Raw genomic sequence first — 19750 nt, forward strand, 5'->3', positions numbered from 1 at the left:
GATGCGGGGGCGACGGCAAGGGGGAATGACAGGGGCGCCGTTCGATCTTCATCCTTGTCCCGCCCGCGGATATCGGGCAGGTCCCTGTCCCATGGCGCATGCCCGCACGAACAGAGATCGACTTCTCGCGCGCGTCCGGCGCACCGCCAGACAGGCAGCACCGCGCGCGACCGCGATCCGCGGCCACGCTCGATAGGGAGCGCGCCGCATGTCGCTCGACAGCGAAATCGACACGCTCACGCACAATCATGTCTATCTGGGCGCGCGGCACGACGAAAATGCCCGCCGCACCCTGTGGGTCGTACTGCTGACCGCGGCGATGATGGTGGCGGAGATCGCCGCGGGGCTCGCCTTCGATTCGATGGCGCTGCTCGCCGATGGCTTTCACATGGCGACCCATGCCGGCGCACTTGGCATCGCGGCGCTCGCCTACGCCTATGCGAAGCGCCATGCGACGAGCGGCCGCTACAGCTTCGGCACCGGCAAGGTCGGCGACCTCGCGGGTTTCGCCTCGGCGCTCGTGCTCGGGATCGTCGCGATCGGCATCGCGTGGGAATCGCTGACGCGGCTCGTTGACCCGCGCCCGGTGGCCTTCGTCGAGGCAACCGTGGTCGCCGCGATCGGCCTGGCGGTGAACATCATCAGCGCGCTGCTGCTCGGCCACGGCCATGACGAGCACGCGCATGACGATCATGCGCTTGACGGGGAGCATCCCCACGACCACGACAATAATCTGCGGTCGGCCTATCTGCACGTGCTCGCCGACGCCCTGACCTCGGTGCTCGCGATCGCGGCGCTGCTCGGTGGGCGCTATCTCGGCTGGGCGTGGCTCGACCCGGCGGTCGGGATCGCCGGGTCGATCGTCATCGCCATCTGGTCGTGGTCGCTGATGCGCGACACGGCCTCTGTGCTGCTCGACGCCACCAACCCGGCGCTGGAAGCGGAAATCCGCCGGCATGTCGAAGGTCCGGGCGATGCGCGCATCGTCGACCTGCACGTCTGGCGGCTCGGTCCCGCGGCGCACGGCGCGATCATCAGCGCGGAAGGGATCGATCGCGACACCGTCCACGCGCGCGTCCGTCCGGTGCACGAAATCGCGCATCTGACGATCGAGATACGGCCAACGCAGGGCTGAGCGATCCGCCGGGCGGACATTCGCACCTTGCCATCACCCACCGACGGCGCAACAAAGTCTTTTTTTCGAGGGGATTGTCCATGCGCCGTCGCACGCTTCTCGCCGCCGCCCCCGCGGTGGCCTTCCTGCCCACGGCAGGCACCGCCCAGCCCGCGAAGAAGGATGCGCCGCCGCTGCCGCCCGCGTGGGACGCGGGCGCGGACCGCTTCGTGCGCCCGGATGTCGGCGGCGGCGACCGGCCCGTCGGGGCGAGCTTCGCTTCACGCACCGCCGCATATGGTCTCAGCGGCGCGGCCGGCACCGCGCATCCGCTAGCGACGCAGGCGGGGATCGACATATTGAAGCGCGGCGGGTCGGCGGTCGATGCCGCGATCGCGATCAACGCCTGCCTCGGCCTGCTCGAACCGACCGCGAACGGCATCGGCGGCGATGCCTATGCGATGATCTGGGACCCCGGGCAGCGCAAACTCGTCGGGCTCGCGGGTTCGGGGAAGAGCCCGCGCGGGCTCGACCTCGCGACGGTGCGCGCGCAGGCGAAGCAGGGCACCCTGCCCGCCTATGGCGCGATCAGCGTTTCGGTGCCCGGCGCGGTCGACGCCTGGTGGACGATGCACCAGCGCTACGGAAAGCTGCCGTGGAAGGAACTGTTCGAGCCGGTGATCGCCCACGCCGAGGCGGGGGCGCCGGTGCCCGACATGATCGCCTGGTACATCCGCCGCAGCCTAGCCGGTTTCCGCCAGCCGGGACGCGGGATCGAGGAGATCGACAATGCGATGCGCACCTATGGCATGGCCGACGGCAAGGGGCCGGCGGCGGGTCAGGTATTCCGCAACCCCGACCTTGCACGCACCTTCCGCCTGATCGCCGAGGGCGGACGCGACGTCTTCTACGAGGGCGAGATCGCGCGCACGATCGATGCCTATTTCCGGCGCATCGGCGGCTGGCTGCGCCGCGAGGATCTGGCGGCGCACCGGTCCGAATGGATCGAACCGCACCGCACCAGCTATCGCGGCACCGACGTCTATGCGCTCGGCGCCAACACGCAGGGGATCGCGACGCTGCAGATGCTCAACATCCTCGAACATTTCGACCTGAAGGGCGCCGGATTCCAGTCGCCGCTGTCGATCCACCTCCAGGCCGAGGCGAAGCGCCTCGCCTATGAGGATCGCGCGCGATATTATGCCGACCCGCATTTCGCCGAGGTGCCGGTCGAATGGCTGGTGTCGAAGGATTATGCCGCCGAGCGCGCGAAGCTGATCCGCCCCGACCGCATCCTGTCGCCGGTCCATCCCGGCCAGGCGCCGAGCCACGGCGACACCACCTATTTCAGCTGCGCCGACAAGGACGGGATGATGGTGTCGATGATCCAGTCGAACTTCCGCGGCATGGGGTCGGGGCTGGTCGCCGACGGGCTGGGCTTCATGTTCCAGGACCGTGGCCAGCTCTTCACTCTGCAGGACGGGCATCCCAACATCTATGCCCCCGGCAAGCGGCCCTTCCAGACGATCATCCCCGGTTTCGCCGCGCACGGCGACACGCCGTGGATGAGCTTCGGCGTGATGGGCGGCGACATGCAGCCGCAGGGGCAGACGCAGATCGTCGTCAACCGCGTCGACTATGGGCTCGAAATCCAGGCGGCGGGCGATTCGCCGCGCTGGCACCACGAGGGGTCGTCGCAGTCGATGGGCGAGGATGCCGAGGGACTGGGACCGAACGGACTGCTGCGTCTCGAAAGCGGGGTGCCCGCGGCGACGCGCGCGCGGCTGGCGGAGATCGGCTGGACGATCGGCGAGCCCGACGGCGGGTTCGGCCGCTATCAATGCGTCGAGCATCGCATGGACGGCGACACCCGCGTCTATGCCGCCGCGAGCGAGATGCGCGCCGACGGCTGTGCGCTGGCCTATTGACGGCGGCGGCATTTTCGCTTGCCCCGATGCGCCCCGCCATGCTGTGGGGCGCGCGATGACCATCGACCCGCCCCTGCTCGACCTTGCCGATGTCCGCGTCATCGCCGACGAGACGTGCATCCTCGACCTGCCCGCGCTGACCATCGGCGCGGGCGAGAATGCCGCGATCCTCGGCGCCAACGGGTCGGGCAAGTCGACGCTGGTCAAGCTGATCGCGCGCCAGCTCTATCCGCGTTACGGCGCGCAGGTCCGCATCTTCGGGCAGGAAAGCTGGAACGTCTTCGACCTGCGGAAGCTGCTCGGTATCGTGTCGGGTGCGATGCAGCTCGATTTCGACGCCGATCCGCCGCTCGAAACGCTCGACTGCGTCGTCTCGGGCTTCTTCGCCTCGCGCGGGCTGTGGGCGCACCAGCACTATACGCAGGCGATGATCGACGCCGCGCGCGCCGCGCTCGAAGAGGTCGGGGCGAGCCATCTGATCGGGCGCAGCATGGCGAGCCTGTCGACGGGTGAGGCGCGGCGCGTGCTGATCGCCCGCGCGCTCGCGCATCGGCCGCGCGCGCTGCTGCTCGACGAGCCCTGCGCCGGGCTAGACCCCGCATCGCGCCACCATTTCCTCGCCATGCTGCGCGACGTCGCGCGCGGCGGCACCACGCTGCTGCTGATCACCCATCATATCGAGGAGATATTGCCCGAGATCGACCGCATCGTGATGCTGCGCGGCGGCCGGCTCCACCGCGACGGCGCCAAGGCCGAGTTGCTGACCGGCGAGGCGCTGACCGGCCTGTTCGGGCTGCCCATGACCGTGCGGGCGCGCGGCGAATGGTTCGACGCCGCCATCGAGGCGTGACCGTTGGGGCCGCGCGATAGCGCGATAACCCCCGAGGCGCGCCGATTTGACAATCGCGCCGTTTCGCCCCATCCGCCGCGCCTGTCCCGCTGCGGGACATGCGGATCGTGCCGCAACACTTTGTTCGCACCTCACGGCATAAGGCGGATCGAATTGTCCCGCACGAATCGGTCGGGCGGAAGCCGAATCGGATGATTGACGCGCGCATGAAGCCCGAATTGCACCTGACGGCTCGGTCGGCCTGGCTCGACCCCGCAGCGGCAAGGCCCGCCGGGCCGGGGCGCAATTTCTGGGCAGCGCTGGTCGCAGCGGTGATCGTTGCCAGCCTCGCGCTCGCGCTGTCGAGCGGCGCGGCGCGCGCACCCGGCTTCGGCCCGCACCGCATCACCGTGCCGCTTGATTTCAAGCCCTACGACCCGACGCGCTGGGCGGTGATGAATGCCGGCAGCTATGCCGACGCGCTGAAGATCGACCCGACGCTGCCCGATCCCGGCAGCATCGGCTATGCCGACGCCGCCGCGCAGCCGCCGGTCGATCCGGCGACGCTGCGCGACGAGGCGTTCGTCGGGCCGCCCGCGAAAAGCTATGCCTTCAAGGGGCTCACCGCGCTCGACCGCGAGCGCGCGCATTACTGCCTGACCGCCGCCGTCTATTATGAGGCGGCGTCCGAAAGCGACGACGGGATGCGCGGCGTCGCGCAGGTCGTGCTCAACCGCGCCCGGCACCCCAGCTTTCCCAACACGATCTGCGGCGTCGTCTTCCAGGGATCGCAGCGCCCCGGCGTATGCCAGTTCACCTTCGCCTGCGACGGCGCGATGGCGCGCGCGCCGGACAAGGCGATATGGCTGCGCGCGAGCCGCATCGCCTCGGCCGCGCTCGGCGGCTCGGTCTATCCGGGCGTCGGGCTGGCCACCCACTATCACACCACCGCCATCTGGCCGCGCTGGGGCAAGAGCCTGGTTATGACCAACATCGTCGGCGCGCATATCTTCCATCGCTGGCGCGGGCGCTGGGGGATGCCGGACGCCTTTCGCGCGCCCTATCTGGGCCATGAGCCGGTGCCCGGCCCCTATCTGCCCGTTGCCGGTCAGCTCGCCGCGTTGCGCGGCGGCGGGACGGCGGCGGGGCTGCCGCCGATCGACGGCGCGATCCTGCCTGCGCCGCTGCCTGGCGGCACCGCGGCCCCCATGCCGCAGGCGATGGCGCAGACCGGCACCGCCGCCGCGACGCCGACGCCAAGCGCACCGCCCCCGGCCTACACTGACCCGCGGCTCAACCAGTCGGGCCAGATCCGCGAGGAGTTCCGCAAGAGCGGAGAGTGGATTCGGTAGAGCGGCGGAGGTATCGTCCGGCCGACACGGCAGGGAGGCTGGACATGGGACATGTGAAAGGCATCGGCGGGCTGTTCTTCCGCGCCCGCGACCCCGAAGCGCTGAGCGCCTGGTATCGCGACCGGCTGGGCGTCGGCGGCGGCTGCACCGCCGACGACAGCGCTCCGGTCAACCAGTGGGTCTGGACCGTCACCGGCGGGCCGCTGGTGTTTTCGCCGTTCCAGGCCGACACGGGCTATTTCCCCGCCGACCGCCAGTTCATGATCAACCTGCGCGTCGACGATCTCGACGCCGTGCTCGCGCCGTTCCGCGCCGCGGGCGAGGCCATCGTCACCAAAGCCGAATGGGACGACTCGGCCGTCGGCCGCTTCGCCCGGGTGCACGACCCGGAGGGCAACCCGATCGAGTTATGGGAGCCGCCGGCGGGCTGAGTCCAGCAGCAGTCGCGCAGCCATGTGAGACTCTCCCCGCAAGCGCGGAGGATATTCGGAACCCTTAGCGCCCCTGGCTGCGCCAGCGCTTGACGATGCGCTCGACCATCTCGGCCTCGCCGCCGGTTTCGCGCCACAGCTTCGAGAAGAGCGGGTCGCCCGAGGCCGGTCGCTTGTCCTCTTCGAGCGTGTCGAGATGGATGCGGATCGGGATCGACACACCCTCGCCGCAGACGATGCATTCGCGGTTGCGCAGCGCCGGGATCGAATCGATGAAGCCGCGCGATCCTTCAGGCATCGCCGCCTTGACGAAATGCTGGTCGCGCTCGTTGTTGAGGCGCATCGAGATGATCGTACCGCACTGCGACAGCACGCCCTCGGCCAGATCCGACGGGCGCTGGGTGATCAGGCCCAGCGACACGCCGTATTTGCGGCCTTCCTTGGCGATCCGCTCGAGGATCTTGCGCACCGCCTGCCCCTGGCCGACGTCCTTGGCCGGAATATAGCGGTGCGCCTCTTCGCAGACGAGCAGGATCGGGCGCTGCGGCTCGCCGCGTGACCAGATCGCATAGTCGAACGTCAGGCGCGAGAGCACCGCGACGACGACGCCGGTGATATCCGAGGGCACCCCCGACACGTCGATGATCGAGATCGGCCGCCCGTCCGAAGGCAGCCGGAATATCTTGCCGATGAAATTCGCCATCGTGTCGGCGACGAGCATGCCCGAGAACATGAAATTATAGCGCGGATCGGCCCGCATTTCCTCGATCTTGCCCTTGATCCGCATGAAGGGTGCCGACGATGTCGCCTTGTCGAGCTTGCCCATCTCGTTGGTCAGGATGCTGAGCAGGTCGGACAGCAGATAGGGGATCGGCGAATCCACGGTGATCTTCGTCATGCCCTCTGCCAGGCGGTTCTTCATCCGCGCCTGAAGCAGGCATTTGGCGAGCACGTCGCAATCGCCCTGCCGGTCGCGGCCCTCGCTGGTGACGAAGACCTCGCAATGCTCCTCGAAGTTCATCAGCCAATAGGGCATGGCAAGGTTGTCGACGTCGAACAGCGCGCCGGTGCCCTTGAAAGCCGCCGAATATTCGCCGTGCGGATCGACCATCACGATGTGACCCTGCGGCGCGAGTTCACAGATGCGGTGGAGGATCAGCGCGGCGCTGGTCGACTTGCCGGTGCCGGTCGACCCGAGCAGCGCGAAATGCTTGCCGAGCATCGCGTCGACATAGAGCGAACCGCGGATGTCGCGCGTCGGATAGACGGTGCCGATCTCGACATGCGCGCGCTCGTCGGCGGCGTAGATCTGCTTCAGGTCGGCGTTGGTCGCGGCATAAACCTGGCTGCCGGGGATCGGATAGCGCGTCACGCCGCGGCGGAAATTATGGATGCGGCCGGTGATCTTCTCCTCGTCGCCCTCGCCGAGGAAGTCGATCGACGCGACGATCAGGCCCTGCCCGCTGTCATGAAGCTGCTGGTCGCGGATGCTGGCGAGCAGCCACACATTGCCGACGCGAACCTTGACCTGCGCGCCGACCTGCCCTGCCATCGCGAGGGCGGGGTCGGGGGAATTGGCGAGTTTTGCGAGAGTCGTGGCGTCGAGGAGGATGCGTGAGGCCGAACCCGCGATGTCGATGACCTCGCCGATCAGCAGGTCGTCGCGATGCGGCGCCGCGACGGGCGCGGGCGCGGCGGCGGAGGCCGCCACGGTGCCGCCGCCGGCCAGCCGGACGTGTTGCACCGCCGTCGAATCCGCGGCCGGAAAGCCGCTGCCCTGCATATCCATCAATCGCCCCGCCTGCTCTGGTCTGTCCCGCGGGCGATTATCGCATCGGTTCGTAAAGAAAGCGCTTATGCCGCGCGCACCGCCGTCAGCGGCGGCGGAAGAGCGCCGAGGCGCCGTAGCCGAGCACCAGCGACAACAGCACCGCGCTCAATCCATAGAGAAAACCGTGCCGCTGCGCCGCGAGCGCGACGAATCGCTCGAAGCCCGCCTTGCGGATCTGCACGTCGCGCGAGGCGACCGCGAGCACCCGCCCCTTGCTGATCAGATAGGTTTCAGCGCGATAGGTGCCGACCGGCACGCGCGCGGGCAGCGGGATGCGCGCGCGGTAGAGCACGCCCTCGGTGATCTCGACCGCGCGGGGGTTCTGATAGAAGAGTCCCTGGCGCGAATAGAGGTCGATCAGGCCGTTCTCGAAGCGTTCGAGCTTGCGCGATTCCGAAAAGCCGGTCGGCGACATCGACAGGTTGCTGAGCCCGAGTTCGAAGATCGCCGCGGTGCGCTCGTCGACCAGTTGCTCGATCGGGCGCGACGAGCCGATCGCATAGAAACCCGGCGAGGTGCGCAGGCGGATGCTGTTCGCATTGACCCACATGCCGGCGACGCGCCGCTTCTCGCGCAGCACGATCGGGCGCACCGGCCCTTTCAGCACGACGACGATGTCGGCGCGGTCGTCGGGCAGGCGCTGCCCCGGATAGAGGATCGCGCCGAACAGCAGCAGTTCCTCGCCGGTGAAGCTGTACTGAATCTCGATCGCGCGGCTCGATACGTCGGGGACAAGGCGCGGGTCGGCGGCGCGCGCCGTCCCCCCCAGCCCGGCCAACAACGCCAGCCAGAGCAGAAAGGCGGCAAGCCGCCTCATTGCACCGTGTAGATTTCGTCGGGACGGATGAACAGGCCGACCGCCATCTGCACCGCGACGAGCAGCACGATGACCGCGAGCGCGAGGCGCAGATATTCGGGCCGCGCCTTTTGCGCGAAGCGCGCGCCGACCTGCGCGCCGGTGACGCTGCCGAGCAGCAGCAGTCCGGCGAGCACGATGTCGACCGCGCCGGTGGTCATCGCATGGACCATCGTCGTGGCGATCGTCACGAACAGGATCTGGAACAGCGAGGTGCCGACGACGACCTGCGTCCCCATGCCGAGCAGATAGAGCATCGCGGGAACGAGGATGAAGCCGCCGCCGACCCCCAGCAGCATGGTGAGGATGCCGACCGCCATGCCGAGCAGCAGCGGCGCGAGCGGCGAGATATAGAGACCCGAGCGATAGAAGCGCCAGCGCATCGGCAGGTTGGCGACCATCGGATGGTGGCGCCGCTTGCGCGCGGGCGGCGGCAGACCCGCCTGCATCGAACGCAGCGTTCCCCACGCCTCGCGCCCCATCAGCGCGCCGACGGTGCCGAGCAGGCCGACATAGAGGATCGAGATCGCCGTATCGATCTGCCCGAGCGCCGCGAGCAGTTCGAACAATCCAGCGCCGATCAGCGAGCCGAGCAGCCCCCCGGCGACGAGCACCGACCCCATGCGCAGATCGACCGCATCGCGATCGAGATAGGCCATCACACCCGACACGCTGGCCCCCGTCACCTGCGTCGCCGCCGAGGCCACCGCCACCGTCGGCGGAATGCCGTAGAAGATCAGCAGCGGCGTGGTCAGGAAACCGCCGCCGACGCCGAACATCCCCGACAGCAGGCCGACGCCGCCGCCGAGCAGGACGATCACCAGCGCGTTGACCGACAGATTGGCGACGGGAAGATAAAGATCCATGGAACCCTGAACGATGGCCGAGCCCCGAACGGGGCCGATTCCGCCACCCTAGACCATTTTTCGAAGCCGGGGAATCGGCTGTGCGGCGAATGCGGAGAATTTCAGAAATCGGTCGCCAGCGTCAGCGCCAGTCCGCTTTCGGGGCGCGCTTCGCCCGCGATGCGCTGGCGCCAGTCGAGCGCCAACCGGCTGCCCTCGCCGACGCGAGGCAGGCGCAGCGTCAGCCGCGGCCCGACATCGACCCGCCCGGCGCCGGGTTGGACCGCGCCCGCCGCGAGCGCGCCGATCCGCAACCGGCCGGCGCCGTCCGCGCCAAAGCCGCGGTCGACCGCCACCGCACCGTCGGCAAAAGCGTCGCGCCGCCGTGCCCCGACGATCCCGGCCTGGCCATAGGCTTCGAGGCGGAAGCCTTTCGCCAGCGGCACGTCGCCGATCCCGCCGCTGACGAAAGCGGCGAGCGCGGTCCGGCCTTCGCGGCCGATGGCGACGCGCTGCTCGACGGCGAGATCGATCGGCCAGCCCGTCACCGGCGCATGAACGACACCGAACGCCAGCTCGCGCTGCCGCGTCCGTTCGAGCGCGACGATCGCGCGGCCATAGACGCGCGTCCGTCCCGTCGCGCCGAGGCCGTAGGCCAGCCGCGCGCCCGCCTGACTGCCGCCGAGCCCGCCGGCCGCCGCGATTCCGCCCGGCACCGCGCTCGACGCTTCGCGCAGATAGACCCAGCCGCCGAACGACAGGCCCGACAGGTCGCGCTGCATCCAGAAGGGCGCACCGCGCCCCGGATCGGCGTGCCGCGCCGCCGCCCCGGAGGGCCATGGCAGCGATCCGCGCAGCGCCGAGCGCGCCTCTCCGCCGACCGGCGCGGGCAGCGTCCGCGCGATCAGCGCGAGGCGAATTGCATGGCGGTTGGTCCCCCATCCCGCAAAACCCGGCTCGCCGCCGCCCCGGCCGCTGACGGCAGTCGGTTGGCCGACCATCGGGGCGGGCTCGGCGACCGATGCGAAACGCGGCTCGGCGACGGGCACGGCGGCGGCGCGCCGCGGCGGCGCAGGCATCGGCGTCACATCGCTTCGATGCGGAGTGGCGAGCGCGGTATCGCGCCATTGCGGCGCGACGAAGGGCGCCGGCGGCCGCCAGCGATCCGCGCCCGGATCGGACAGCAGCCAGGCCGGATTCCACAGCATCATCGTCCGCAGCGCGATCCAGCCCCCGACGCACAGCGCCAGGAAGCGCAGCGCCGAAGCATCGCGCCGCGAACGCGGCCCGGGCGAGAGCATCATCATGCGATCCGCACCGGGATCGCCAACGGATCGGCCAGCGGATCGGGTTGGGCGGGCGGCGGCGCTTCGCTATGCCGCGTCTTGTCCCAGACCACCTCGCGCGATCGCAGCATCCGGCCGTAAAGCAGGACCGCTCGGCGGGCGGCGAGCATGGCGACGATATTCGCGACAAAGGCGCGCGGGATCGACAGCATTGCCTCGTGCATCCCGTACCAGCGCGCGGCAAAATGCCCCCGCATCCCGAGCCGCCAGAGCAGCAGCGCGGCATCGACCGCCAGCAGCAGGCGAAAGCCGTCGCCGATCGGCGGCGGTGTCCAGCCGAGCAGCGCCTCGCCGGCCCATACAATCCCCGTCACGACCATGCCGGCATAGGCGGCAAGCAGGATCAGCGCCGCGAGCGGGGCCCGGCGATCGCGCCACAGCATCCAGCGCGCCAGCCACGCGCGCCGCCGGCCGCCGTTTCCGCCAGCCAGCGGCGGCCAGCCGAGATGATCCCAACCGGCGAGCGAAATGCCCGCGACCCAGCGCGCCTTCTGCCGCGCCGCCGCCTCCAATGTCACCGGGAACGCCCCGCGCGAGACCACCGGATCGCCCGGCGCGCGCCACGCCTCGACGAAGGCGGCGGACAGCCCGTAATGGCCGATGAGCATGCCGACCTCATAATCCTCGGTCAGGCTGTCGGCGCGAAACGGCGCGCCGCCGCGGTGGAGCGCGAGCAGCGAAAGCGCGTCGCGGGCGAAGGCGCAACCGACGCCCGCCGCGGGAAGCGGCAGTCCCAGATGCGAGCGGACGCCCAGTTCCTTGCCATGCGCCTCGGCGAACTCGTCGCCATAATGGCCGCTGACCCACGTCGCGTCCGCGCCTTTCGTCGGCACGACGGGAATCTGGATCATCGCATGATCGGGCAGCCAGTCGCGATAGAGCGCGATCTCGGCCGGGTGGACGCGATCCTCCGCATCGTGGAGGACGACGGCGGCGAAGCGCAGCCCCTCGCGCCGCTCATCCTCGCAAAGCGCATCCCACAGCCGGTTGAGATTGTCCCCCTTGGTCGTCGGACCGTCGGCGTCGCCGATGACCAGCCGCACCCGCGGGTCGCGCGCCGCGAACGGCGAGGCGGCGAACAGCGTGGCGGCATCGTTGGGATAGCAGCCGACATAGAGGCGGACCGCCTCGCCCTCCCAGGCGCGAAGCGCGTGGATCAACGTATGGGGCAGGACATCGGCCTCGTCCCACGCGGGCACGAAAACCGCGAAGACGCCGTGCAATCGCGGCCCGACGGGACGGCTCGCCGCGCGACGGGCGATGCTGCGCCGGACCCCGAACCACAGGCCGTCGAACAGCAGGTCGTCGAGACCCATGACGAGGATGCCGACTGCCGCGAAGAGCATCAGTTCGTGGCGGATGCCCTGCACCAGCCATTCGATCCATGCGGCCGCCTGATCCACCGCCGAACTCGCCCCCCTGCGCCGACGTCCATCTCCCGAAGGGTTCATGCCTAGTGCCGGTCACGCATTTGTAAAGTGTGAGGAATGCGGGGTGGTGACTCGGTTTGAAAGCAGGAGCGAGGTTTTGCTTTCTTCGTCACCCCGGATCAGGTCGGGATATACCCTTCAGGCAAGTAGGGAGTTGTTCCCCGGCGAAAGCCGGGGTCCATGCGGGGCAGCGTTGTGCCATCTGGACCCCGGCTTTCGCCGGGGAACAGTGACGTGTCGAGAAGGGATAATTGCCGATCAGGTCCGGGGTGACGAGATAGGAAATTGCTCCTTCCAAATCCGGACCGAGTCACTACCGAATGCGGTCAGCATAGCTCGCAGGCTTAAATCCACGACGCCTGCCCTCCCTTCCCGCAAGCGGGAGAAGAGCGGCGGCGTTGGCTTCGATTTGATCCGCGCACACCGAGCGGGCATAGGGATGGCCACCCTCCCGCCAACGCCGACCCGACAGGATATTCCCCGCATGCCGCCTCACTCGACGCCCCGTTCCGTCCTGCGCGCCTTTCTGGCGAGCGAGAGCGCAGGCGGGATGCTGCTGATCGTCGCGGCGGCGCTGGCGATGCTGGTCGCCAACTCGTCCTTCGGTCCGGCTTACCACCATGCGGTCCATGCCGTGACCGGGCCGGTGCTGGCCGACGCACTCGGCCCGATGACGGTGCATCTGTGGATCAACGACGGGCTGATGGCGGTCTTCTTTCTGCTCGTCGGGCTGGAGATCAAGCGCGAGTTCGTCGACGGGCGGCTCGCCAGCTGGGACCGGCGGCGCCTGCCGATGATCGCCGCGGCGGCGGGGATGGCGGTGCCGGCGCTGCTCTATTCACTGGTCGCGGCCGGCACCCCCGGGCTCGCGCGGGGCTGGGCGATCCCGGCGGCTACCGACATCGCCTTTGCGATCGGCGTGCTGGCGCTGCTCGGACGCCGCGCGCCGACTTCGCTCAAGCTGTTCCTCGTCACCGTCGCGATCGTCGACGACATGGGTGCGGTGGCGATCATCGCGCTCTTCTACACCGCGCAGATCGACCTCGCGGCGCTGGGCGCGGCGGCGGCGGTGCTCGCGGTCATGGCCGCGTGCAACCGCGCGGGCGTCCGGCGCCTTTCGGTCTATGTCCCGCTGTTCGGCCTGCTCTGGTACGCGATGCTGCTGTCGGGGGTGCATGCGACGATCGCCGGGGTGCTCGCCGCGACCGCCATCCCCTTCGAGCGCACCCCCGATGCGCCCGACAGCGCGACCTCGCCGCTCCACCGGCTCGAGCATGCGCTGCATCCGTGGGTCGCGTTCGCGATCGTTCCGCTGTTCGGCTTCGCCAATGCGGGGGTCGACATCGGCGGGCTGACCGCCGCGCAGATATTCTCGCCGCTGCCGCTCGGCATCGCGGCGGGGCTGTTCCTGGGCAAGCAGGTCGGCATCTTCGGCAGCGTCTGGCTGTCGGTGAAGCTCGGCATCGCGGGGCCGCTGCGCGGCGCGACCTGGTGGCAGGTCTATGGCGTCGCGCTGCTGTGCGGCATCGGCTTCACGATGAGCCTGTTCATCGGCGGCCTCGCCTTTCCCGGCGATCCGCTGCTGGTCGAGGAGGCGAAGATCGGAATCCTGATGGGATCGCTGGCCGCGGCACTCGCGGGCTTCGTCGTGCTGCGTATCGCGCCGCTGCACCCGCGGCACGACGCGATCGAGCGCGAAGCGCGCGCCGAGATCGACGCCGACGGCGATGTCCGCGACACGTCGGACGCGGCGACGAATTAGGCTGGCGACGGCGCGGCGCGCCATGCTATCGATCGGGGCGTGACGCTATCAGGCATCCCGGCTGGCGATCGCGGCTCCGCACGGCGGGGCGGCGAATCCCGCGCGCACGTAGCGCGCGCTTCCGCCGGCCGGAGGCGCCGCGCCGGCATGCCGCTCTGGCTCGGCCAGTCCGGATCGCCGCGCCACCCCCCTGCGGGCGTCACTCCGCGCGGCTGAGCGACCGGCGCGGACCCGCGCCCCGTCCATTCGTGCCATTTTCGCAAGGGGATGCCCCATGCTCGACAAGATCGAAGTCCACAACCGTATCGAGACGCCCGAGATGAAGGATTACGGCGTCTACCTGTCGGTCGACCGCCTGCTCCAGTGCCAGAAGCGGCTCGCCGACCTGTCCACGCCCGACGAATTGCAGTTCCAGATCGTCCATCAGGTCGAGGAGCTGTGGATGAAGCTGATGGCCTTCACGCTCGCCGAGATCGACGGGCACATGGCGGCGCGCGAGACGATGCGCGTCCTGACGCTGTTCGGCCGCGTCCACCGCATCATGCGGCTGATGACCGACCAGCTTGCGCTGCTCGAGACGATGAGTCCGTTCGACTATCAGGCGATCCGGCTGCTGCTCGGCAACGGATCGGGACAGGAAAGTCCCGGCTTCCAGTTGCTGCTGACGCTGCCGCAGCCGTTGTGGGCGCGCTACAAGGCGGTCTATCTCGACGCGGCCGGGCGCAGCGTCGCGGACGTCTATGACACCGGCTATCGGCACGACGACGCCTATATGGTCGCCGAGGCGATGGTCGAGTTCGACGAGCTGTTCCAGCTGTTCCGCGCGCACCATATCCAGCTGATCCACCGGTCGATCGGCATGGGGTCGAAATCGCTGAAGGGACGCCCCGTCGAGCTGCTCAACGCGGGCATGCGGCACCGCTTCTTTCCCGAGCTGTGGGACGTTCGCTGCGAGATGACCGACCGCTGGGGCGCCGAATATGGCGTGAAGCGGGCGAGCATCAGCGGCGCGTCGGCGGCGGGCCACGGCAGCGGGCTGTGACCGGCACGCCGCTTTCGGAAGCGGTCGCGGACCGCTTCCACCTGCCCCCCGGCGCCGTCTACCTCAAGAGCCACAGCGTCGGCTGCCAGCCGCGCGCCGCCGAGGGGCTGCTGCGCGACCGGATGCTGGCGCCGTGGCGCGACACCGGCGAGGCGTGGCCCGACTGGCTGGCCGCGATCGACGCCTGGCGCGCCGCGCTGGCGGGCCTGATCGGCGTCGAGGCCCGCGACCTATGCCCCGCGGCCAACGTCAGCGCCGGCCTGTCGCGCTATCTTTCGGCGCTGGACACCGCGACCGGGCGGCGGACGATCCTGCTCGCGCCGAGCGCCTTTCCGACCATCGGCTATGTCGCCGGCGGGCTGGCGGCGGCGGGGTGGACGGTGCGCTACCTGCCCGACGAGGCCGACGTGCGCGACGCCGCGAACTGGATCGCGGCGCTCGACGACGATGTCGCGCTGGCGGTCCCGATGCACGTCAGTTCGAACAGCGGCGCGCTGACCGACATTGCGGCGGTCGCGGCGGCGGCGCACGCCGCGGGCGCGCGCTGCATCGCCGATTGCGCGCAATCGGTCGGCGTCGTGCCCGTCACCCCCGCCGCATGGGGCGTCGACGCGGTGCTGGGCACCAGCGTCAAATGGCTGTGCGGCGGCCCCGGCGGCGGCTGGTTATGGGTCGCTCCGCACGACCGCACCGCACTCTGCCCCAGCGAGCGCGGCTGGTGGAGCCATGCCGATCCCTTTGAGATGGCGATCGGCGATTTCCGCTACGCCCCCGACGCGCGCCGCTGGTGGGGCGGCACCCCCGACGTCGCACCTTTTGTCCTGTCCACCGCCGGGATCGCGGAGATCGCGGCGATCGGCGTGGACCGGATTGCGGCGCACAACCGCGCGCTGCAGGCGATGCTGCGCGACGCGCTGGAGGCCGCGACGCCGCAATGGCGCTGGCCCGAGGGCGCGATCGGCGGGACGCTGTGCATCGACACCGGCGCCGACCGGCCGCGCGTCGCGGCGCTGCTGGACCGGCACGGCCTGCACGCCGATTTTCGCGGTACCGTGCTACGGCTGTCCTTCCACGCCTATAATGGCGCGGCGGACGTGGAGACAGCGGTGGCGGCGCTGGCCTGAGAAGCCTATTCGGCCGCCATCGCCAGTTCGACGCGCTGCGGGCCGCGGATGACGGTGCCGGGATAGGCGCCCTGCCCCTCGCCGCCGCGGAAGGTCACCACCCCCGACTTGATCGTCGCGTCATAGCCGTCCGCCTTTTGCAGCAGGCGCTTGCCGCCCGCGGGCAGGTCGAAGGCGAGCCAGGGCTTGCCGAGCCGAATCCGCTCCATGTCGACGACGTTGATGTCGGCGAGATAGCCGGGGGCGATCAGGCCGCGATCCTCCAGCCCGTAGAGCAGCGCGGTATCGCGGCACTGACGCTTGATCGCGCGTTCGAGCGGGATGTGCCCGCCGCGCTTGCGGTCGCGCACCCAATGCTGGAGCATGAAGGTCGGCGACGCAGCGTCGCAGATCGTGCCGCAATGCGCGCCGCCGTCGGACAGGCTGTTCACCGTGTCGTCGGCGTCCTGCAACGCTTCGAGGAAATCGAGATTGCCGTCGGCATAGTTGAGAATCGGCAGATAGGCGAAGCCGGCCCCGTCGTCGCGGCATAGCAGGTCGTAGGCATAGGCCGCGGGATCGACCCCCGCCGCAGCGGCGCGCGCCGCGATGCTGGCCTCCGGCCCCGGCTCATAGTCGAAATCCTCATCCATCTCGAACTGCATCGTCCAGCCGCCGGCGACGACCATCAGCAGCCCCATGATGTCCTTGGGCACCTCGCTGAAATCATTCTCCTCCGCCAGCAGCCGCGCCCGGAAGGCCGGGTCGAGCAGCTTCGCCTTCTGCTCGTCCCACGACAGCGCCTCGATCGCGCGCCACGACGGGCGGAAGCGGAAGGGATGCACGGTGCCGCGCCACGCCATGATGATGCCGTTGCCGCGCAGCGCGATCTGCGCGACGATATTCGCGCCCTTCGCATTTTCGGCGCGCATCGTTTCGATCTGCTCGTCGAGCGGCAGTTCCTTGGCGATCGACTGGAGCGCGGCGAAGGTCACGGGCAGGCCGGTTTCGCGGCTGAGCTTGCCCATCCAGTCGAACTCGTTCCATTCGCGGTTGAGGTCGCTCGCCATCTCGAACACGCCGTAGCCGACGCGCCCCATCGCGCGGCCGATCTCGATCAGTTCCTCCGCCGTCGCGGTGGTGCCGGGGACGACCTCTCCATCGACCGACTTGTGGATCACCGTGCGGCTGGTCGAAAAGCCGAGCGCGCCCGCGCGCACGCCTTCCTCGACGATATGCGACATCTCCGCGATGTCCTCGGCGGTCGGCACCGCGCCCGGCTTTTCCCGGTCGCCGAGCACATAGGCGCGCACCGCGCCGTGCGGGACGTGGCAGGCGACGTCGATCGTGCGCGGCAGCTTTTCGAGCGCGTCCATATATTCGGGGAAGGTCTCCCAATCCCACGACATCCCCTCGGCCAGCGCGGTGCCGGGAATATCCTCGACCCCCTCCATCAGGCCGATCAGCCAGTCGTGGCGATCGGGACGCGCGGGGGCGAAGCCGACGCCGCAATTGCCCATGACGACGGTGGTGACGCCGTGCCAGCTCGACGGGGCCATTTCCCGGTCCCACGTCGCCTGCCCGTCATAATGGGTGTGGACGTCGACGAAGCCGGGGGTGACGATCCGGCCGCGCGCGTCGATCTCTTCGCGACCCGCGCCGACGTCGGCGCCGACCGCGACGATGCGGTCGCCGTCGATCGCGACATCGGCGATAAAGGGCTGCGCGCCCGAACCATCGACGACCGTGCCGCCGCGAATCACCAGATCATGCATGTCCGCTCTCCCGATTTTTCGTTTCAGGACAAAACCTATCATGGATTGCCGATATGCCAAGCGCTTTGGCCGAGAACCTTAAGGCGACAAAAGATACGGATGGACGCATCCTTTTTGTCTCCTTTGTCGCTTTAAAGGAGCGGCCGCCATTGCGCGCGGAGCGAAGCGATGATGAAGCAGGCGATGAGCATGGCATAGATTCTGACACTGCGGGATAATGTAGGAAACCCCCCTTCCGCGCGAATATGCGCGCGAACACCATCGCGAGGCGCTATGATGCCGCGTCAAACCAAAGGGAGTCGATGCCATGATCCGCCCGCTAACCCTCGGCCTCCTGCTCGCCGTCGCCGTTCCGCCCGTCGCCGCGAAACAGGCGCCCTCCCCCGATTACAAGGCCGCCCTCGCCGATCCCGCGCGCCCCGCCGCCGACCGCGAGCGCGACGCCGCGCGCAAGCCCACCGAACTGCTCGCTTTCGCGGGCGTGAAACCGGGGCAGACGGTCGGCGACTTCGTGATGGGCGGCGGCTATCTGACCCGCATCCTCGCGGGCGCGGTCGGGCCGGAGGGCAAGGTCTATGCCTTCCAGCCCGCCGAGTTCATCGCCTTCAAGAAGCAATATGGCGACGATCAGGCCGCGATCGATGCCGCTTATGCCAATGTCGATGCGATCGCAGGGCCATTCGCGGCGCCCGCCTTTCCAGTACCGCTCGACACGATCGTCACCGTGCAGAATTTCCACGACCTTTACCTCAAGCCCTTCCCCGAAGGCATCGGCGACAAGGCGAGCGCGGCGCTGTTCGCGGCGCTGAAACCCGGCGGGACGCTCGTCGTCATCGACCACAGCGCGGCCGACGGCAGCGGCACGACGCTGTCCGACAGCCTGCATCGCATCGACAAGGCGGCGGTCGTCGCCGCGCTTACTAAGGCGGGGTTTCAACTCGAAGCGGAGAGCGATCTTTACAAGCGCCCCGACGATCCACGCACCGCGAACGTCTTCGATCCCTCTATTCGCGGCAAGACCGACCAGTTCATGCTAAGGTTCAAAAAGCCAGTATAGCCGAAGCGCGACTACGCGCGCCATTAGCATTTCAGATAGACCTAGGGGTTATCATGGCCTCGGATTGATTGTGGTCACGTGCGACCGGTGAAGGAACGCACCGGGTGGCGGTTAGCAATATTCGGGAGAATCAGGCGAATGGATGATTTCGCGAGAGGTGCTTCTTCGTCCCTGAACAAGTCGATATCCGATTTGCGACGATTTGTAGGGCGGCCAACCCTCAACCGAGGTTATAGTCTTCGAGACACGCTCGACGCGCTAATCTGGGAAGTCGGACGCAAGGGCTTCGAAGCCGGGTATCGCGCAGCTCACGACCAGTGTGCCCAAAGCATCGAGAACGATGGCGTGTTCCCAGTCGTTATGAAATATGATGGGAGGCCGCGGCTGGCTCCATCCGTTAGCGGCCCCCTTTCAGTTCGATCGACCGTGCAGAAGATAAAACTGTTCAAAATTCCAGCTTTCGATCGAGAAGTTTCGTTTTGGGATCGCCTCTTCCGACGCTGAAATCGAAGTTGAACAAAGCAACCGGCAACAAGGATTCGGTGCCGTGCTTCGCTGCGCTCCTTTGCGAAGTCTGGGAACGAAGGTTGGTATCAACCCCAGCGATCCGCATACCGTGAACGTCTTCACCCCCCCCCCATGATCCGCAGCAAGACCGGATCAGTTCGCGCTGCGCTTCCGCAAGCCCGGAGGAAACGCTAAGGTGGCGCCATGACCAGCGACGATGATGACTATGTCTATGACGAGGCGAGCGGCGAATGGCTGCCCGCGAACGAAGCGCGCGCGCGGGCCGAAGCCGCCGCCGCAGGCCCCGAGGTGCGCGACGCGGTCGGCAACCTGCTGAACGACGGCGATTCGGTGGTGCTGGTCAAGGACCTGACGGTGAAGGGCGCGGGCCAGACGCTGAAAGTCGGCACGGTCATCAAGTCGATCCGCCTGACCGGCGACGCGCAGGAGATCGACTGCCGGCACGAGGGGATCAAGGGACTGGTGCTGCGCGCCGAATTCGTGCGGAAGCGCTGACGCCCTTCACTTTTTCGTGTTCCCCC

The 19750-nt window shown here is 68.7% G+C and carries 16 protein-coding genes; 10 read left to right on the forward strand and 6 right to left on the reverse strand.

Annotated elements, in window-relative coordinates; genetic code table 11:
- The first annotated feature begins 208 nt into the window (after nucleotides 1–208).
- The 5 genes from dmeF to AC2S9W_RS19145 all read left to right on the forward strand — a co-directional run bounded on the left by dmeF (nucleotide 209) and on the right by AC2S9W_RS19145 (nucleotide 5654).
- Nucleotides 209–1135, forward strand: coding sequence for a CDF family Co(II)/Ni(II) efflux transporter DmeF (gene dmeF, locus AC2S9W_RS19125; RefSeq protein WP_104959810.1), 927 nt, complete (start codon nucleotides 209–211; stop codon nucleotides 1133–1135).
- A gap of 80 nt (nucleotides 1136–1215) precedes the next feature.
- On the forward strand, nucleotides 1216–3042 hold the full coding sequence (locus tag AC2S9W_RS19130) for a gamma-glutamyltransferase family protein (RefSeq protein WP_076076574.1): 1827 nt from the start codon (nucleotides 1216–1218) through the stop codon (nucleotides 3040–3042).
- 55 nt (nucleotides 3043–3097) lie between these two features.
- On the forward strand, nucleotides 3098–3892 hold the full coding sequence (locus tag AC2S9W_RS19135) for an ABC transporter ATP-binding protein (protein ID WP_076078067.1): 795 nt from the start codon (nucleotides 3098–3100) through the stop codon (nucleotides 3890–3892).
- A gap of 206 nt (nucleotides 3893–4098) precedes the next feature.
- Complete coding sequence (locus AC2S9W_RS19140; protein ID WP_104960365.1) at nucleotides 4099–5223, forward strand: cell wall hydrolase; 1125 nt, start codon at nucleotides 4099–4101, stop codon at nucleotides 5221–5223.
- A gap of 44 nt (nucleotides 5224–5267) precedes the next feature.
- Nucleotides 5268–5654, forward strand: coding sequence for a VOC family protein (locus AC2S9W_RS19145; protein WP_076076575.1), 387 nt, complete (start codon nucleotides 5268–5270; stop codon nucleotides 5652–5654).
- A gap of 64 nt (nucleotides 5655–5718) precedes the next feature.
- Here the strand turns inward: AC2S9W_RS19145 and AC2S9W_RS19150 are convergent, their stop codons facing one another.
- From AC2S9W_RS19150 to AC2S9W_RS19170, 5 genes are all read right to left on the reverse strand, one after another.
- Nucleotides 5719–7443: an ATP-binding protein gene (locus tag AC2S9W_RS19150; RefSeq protein ID WP_104959811.1), complete on the reverse strand. Its 1725-nt coding sequence runs from the start codon at nucleotides 7441–7443 to the stop codon at nucleotides 5719–5721.
- An 85-nt stretch (nucleotides 7444–7528) separates the two neighbouring features.
- The gene (locus AC2S9W_RS19155; protein WP_486571423.1) at nucleotides 7529–8302 is read right to left on the reverse strand and encodes a TIGR02186 family protein; all 774 of its coding nucleotides are present in this window, start codon (nucleotides 8300–8302) and stop codon (nucleotides 7529–7531) included.
- Entirely contained in the window at nucleotides 8299–9207 is a 909-nt protein-coding gene (locus tag AC2S9W_RS19160; protein ID WP_067107977.1) for a sulfite exporter TauE/SafE family protein, read from the reverse strand. The genes AC2S9W_RS19155 and AC2S9W_RS19160 overlap by 4 nt, the downstream gene beginning before the upstream one ends.
- Before the next feature lie 101 nt (nucleotides 9208–9308).
- Nucleotides 9309–10493 (reverse strand): hypothetical protein, encoded by a 1185-nt coding sequence (locus AC2S9W_RS19165; RefSeq protein ID WP_486571424.1) that lies wholly within the window; start codon nucleotides 10491–10493, stop codon nucleotides 9309–9311.
- Nucleotides 10490–11935 (reverse strand): glycosyl transferase family protein, encoded by a 1446-nt coding sequence (locus tag AC2S9W_RS19170; RefSeq protein ID WP_486571425.1) that lies wholly within the window; start codon nucleotides 11933–11935, stop codon nucleotides 10490–10492. The genes AC2S9W_RS19165 and AC2S9W_RS19170 overlap by 4 nt, the downstream gene beginning before the upstream one ends.
- Nucleotides 11936–12446: 511 nt before the next feature.
- Here AC2S9W_RS19170 and nhaA point away from each other — a divergent pair.
- From nhaA to AC2S9W_RS19185, 3 genes are all read left to right on the forward strand, one after another.
- The gene (nhaA, locus tag AC2S9W_RS19175; protein ID WP_486571426.1) at nucleotides 12447–13724 is read left to right on the forward strand and encodes a Na+/H+ antiporter NhaA; all 1278 of its coding nucleotides are present in this window, start codon (nucleotides 12447–12449) and stop codon (nucleotides 13722–13724) included.
- A gap of 274 nt (nucleotides 13725–13998) precedes the next feature.
- The gene (locus AC2S9W_RS19180) at nucleotides 13999–14766 is read left to right on the forward strand and encodes a tryptophan 2,3-dioxygenase family protein (RefSeq protein ID WP_067108501.1); all 768 of its coding nucleotides are present in this window, start codon (nucleotides 13999–14001) and stop codon (nucleotides 14764–14766) included.
- Nucleotides 14763–15890 carry an aminotransferase class V-fold PLP-dependent enzyme gene (locus AC2S9W_RS19185; protein ID WP_076076581.1) on the forward strand — a complete coding sequence of 376 codons (1128 nt, stop codon included), beginning with the start codon at nucleotides 14763–14765 and terminating at the stop codon, nucleotides 15888–15890. Before AC2S9W_RS19180 ends, AC2S9W_RS19185 begins: the two co-directional genes overlap by 4 nt.
- 5 nt (nucleotides 15891–15895) lie before the next feature.
- Here AC2S9W_RS19185 and AC2S9W_RS19190 read toward each other — a convergent pair whose 3' ends face one another.
- On the reverse strand, nucleotides 15896–17644 hold the full coding sequence (locus tag AC2S9W_RS19190; RefSeq protein ID WP_486571427.1) for an N-acyl-D-amino-acid deacylase family protein: 1749 nt from the start codon (nucleotides 17642–17644) through the stop codon (nucleotides 15896–15898).
- Nucleotides 17645–17951: 307 nt separating this feature from the next.
- On the opposite strand from AC2S9W_RS19190, the gene AC2S9W_RS19195 reads away from it, so the two are divergent.
- Both AC2S9W_RS19195 and AC2S9W_RS19200 read left to right on the forward strand, forming a co-directional pair.
- Nucleotides 17952–18701, forward strand: a complete 750-nt coding sequence (locus AC2S9W_RS19195; RefSeq protein WP_104959824.1) for a class I SAM-dependent methyltransferase — start codon at nucleotides 17952–17954, stop codon at nucleotides 18699–18701.
- A gap of 711 nt (nucleotides 18702–19412) precedes the next feature.
- A complete protein-coding gene (locus tag AC2S9W_RS19200; RefSeq protein ID WP_076076584.1) occupies nucleotides 19413–19724 on the forward strand; it encodes an alkylphosphonate utilization protein in 312 nt (103 codons plus the stop codon).
- Nucleotides 19725–19750: the final 26 nt, after the last annotated feature.

This window comes from Sphingopyxis sp. 550B, from assembly GCF_057401805.1.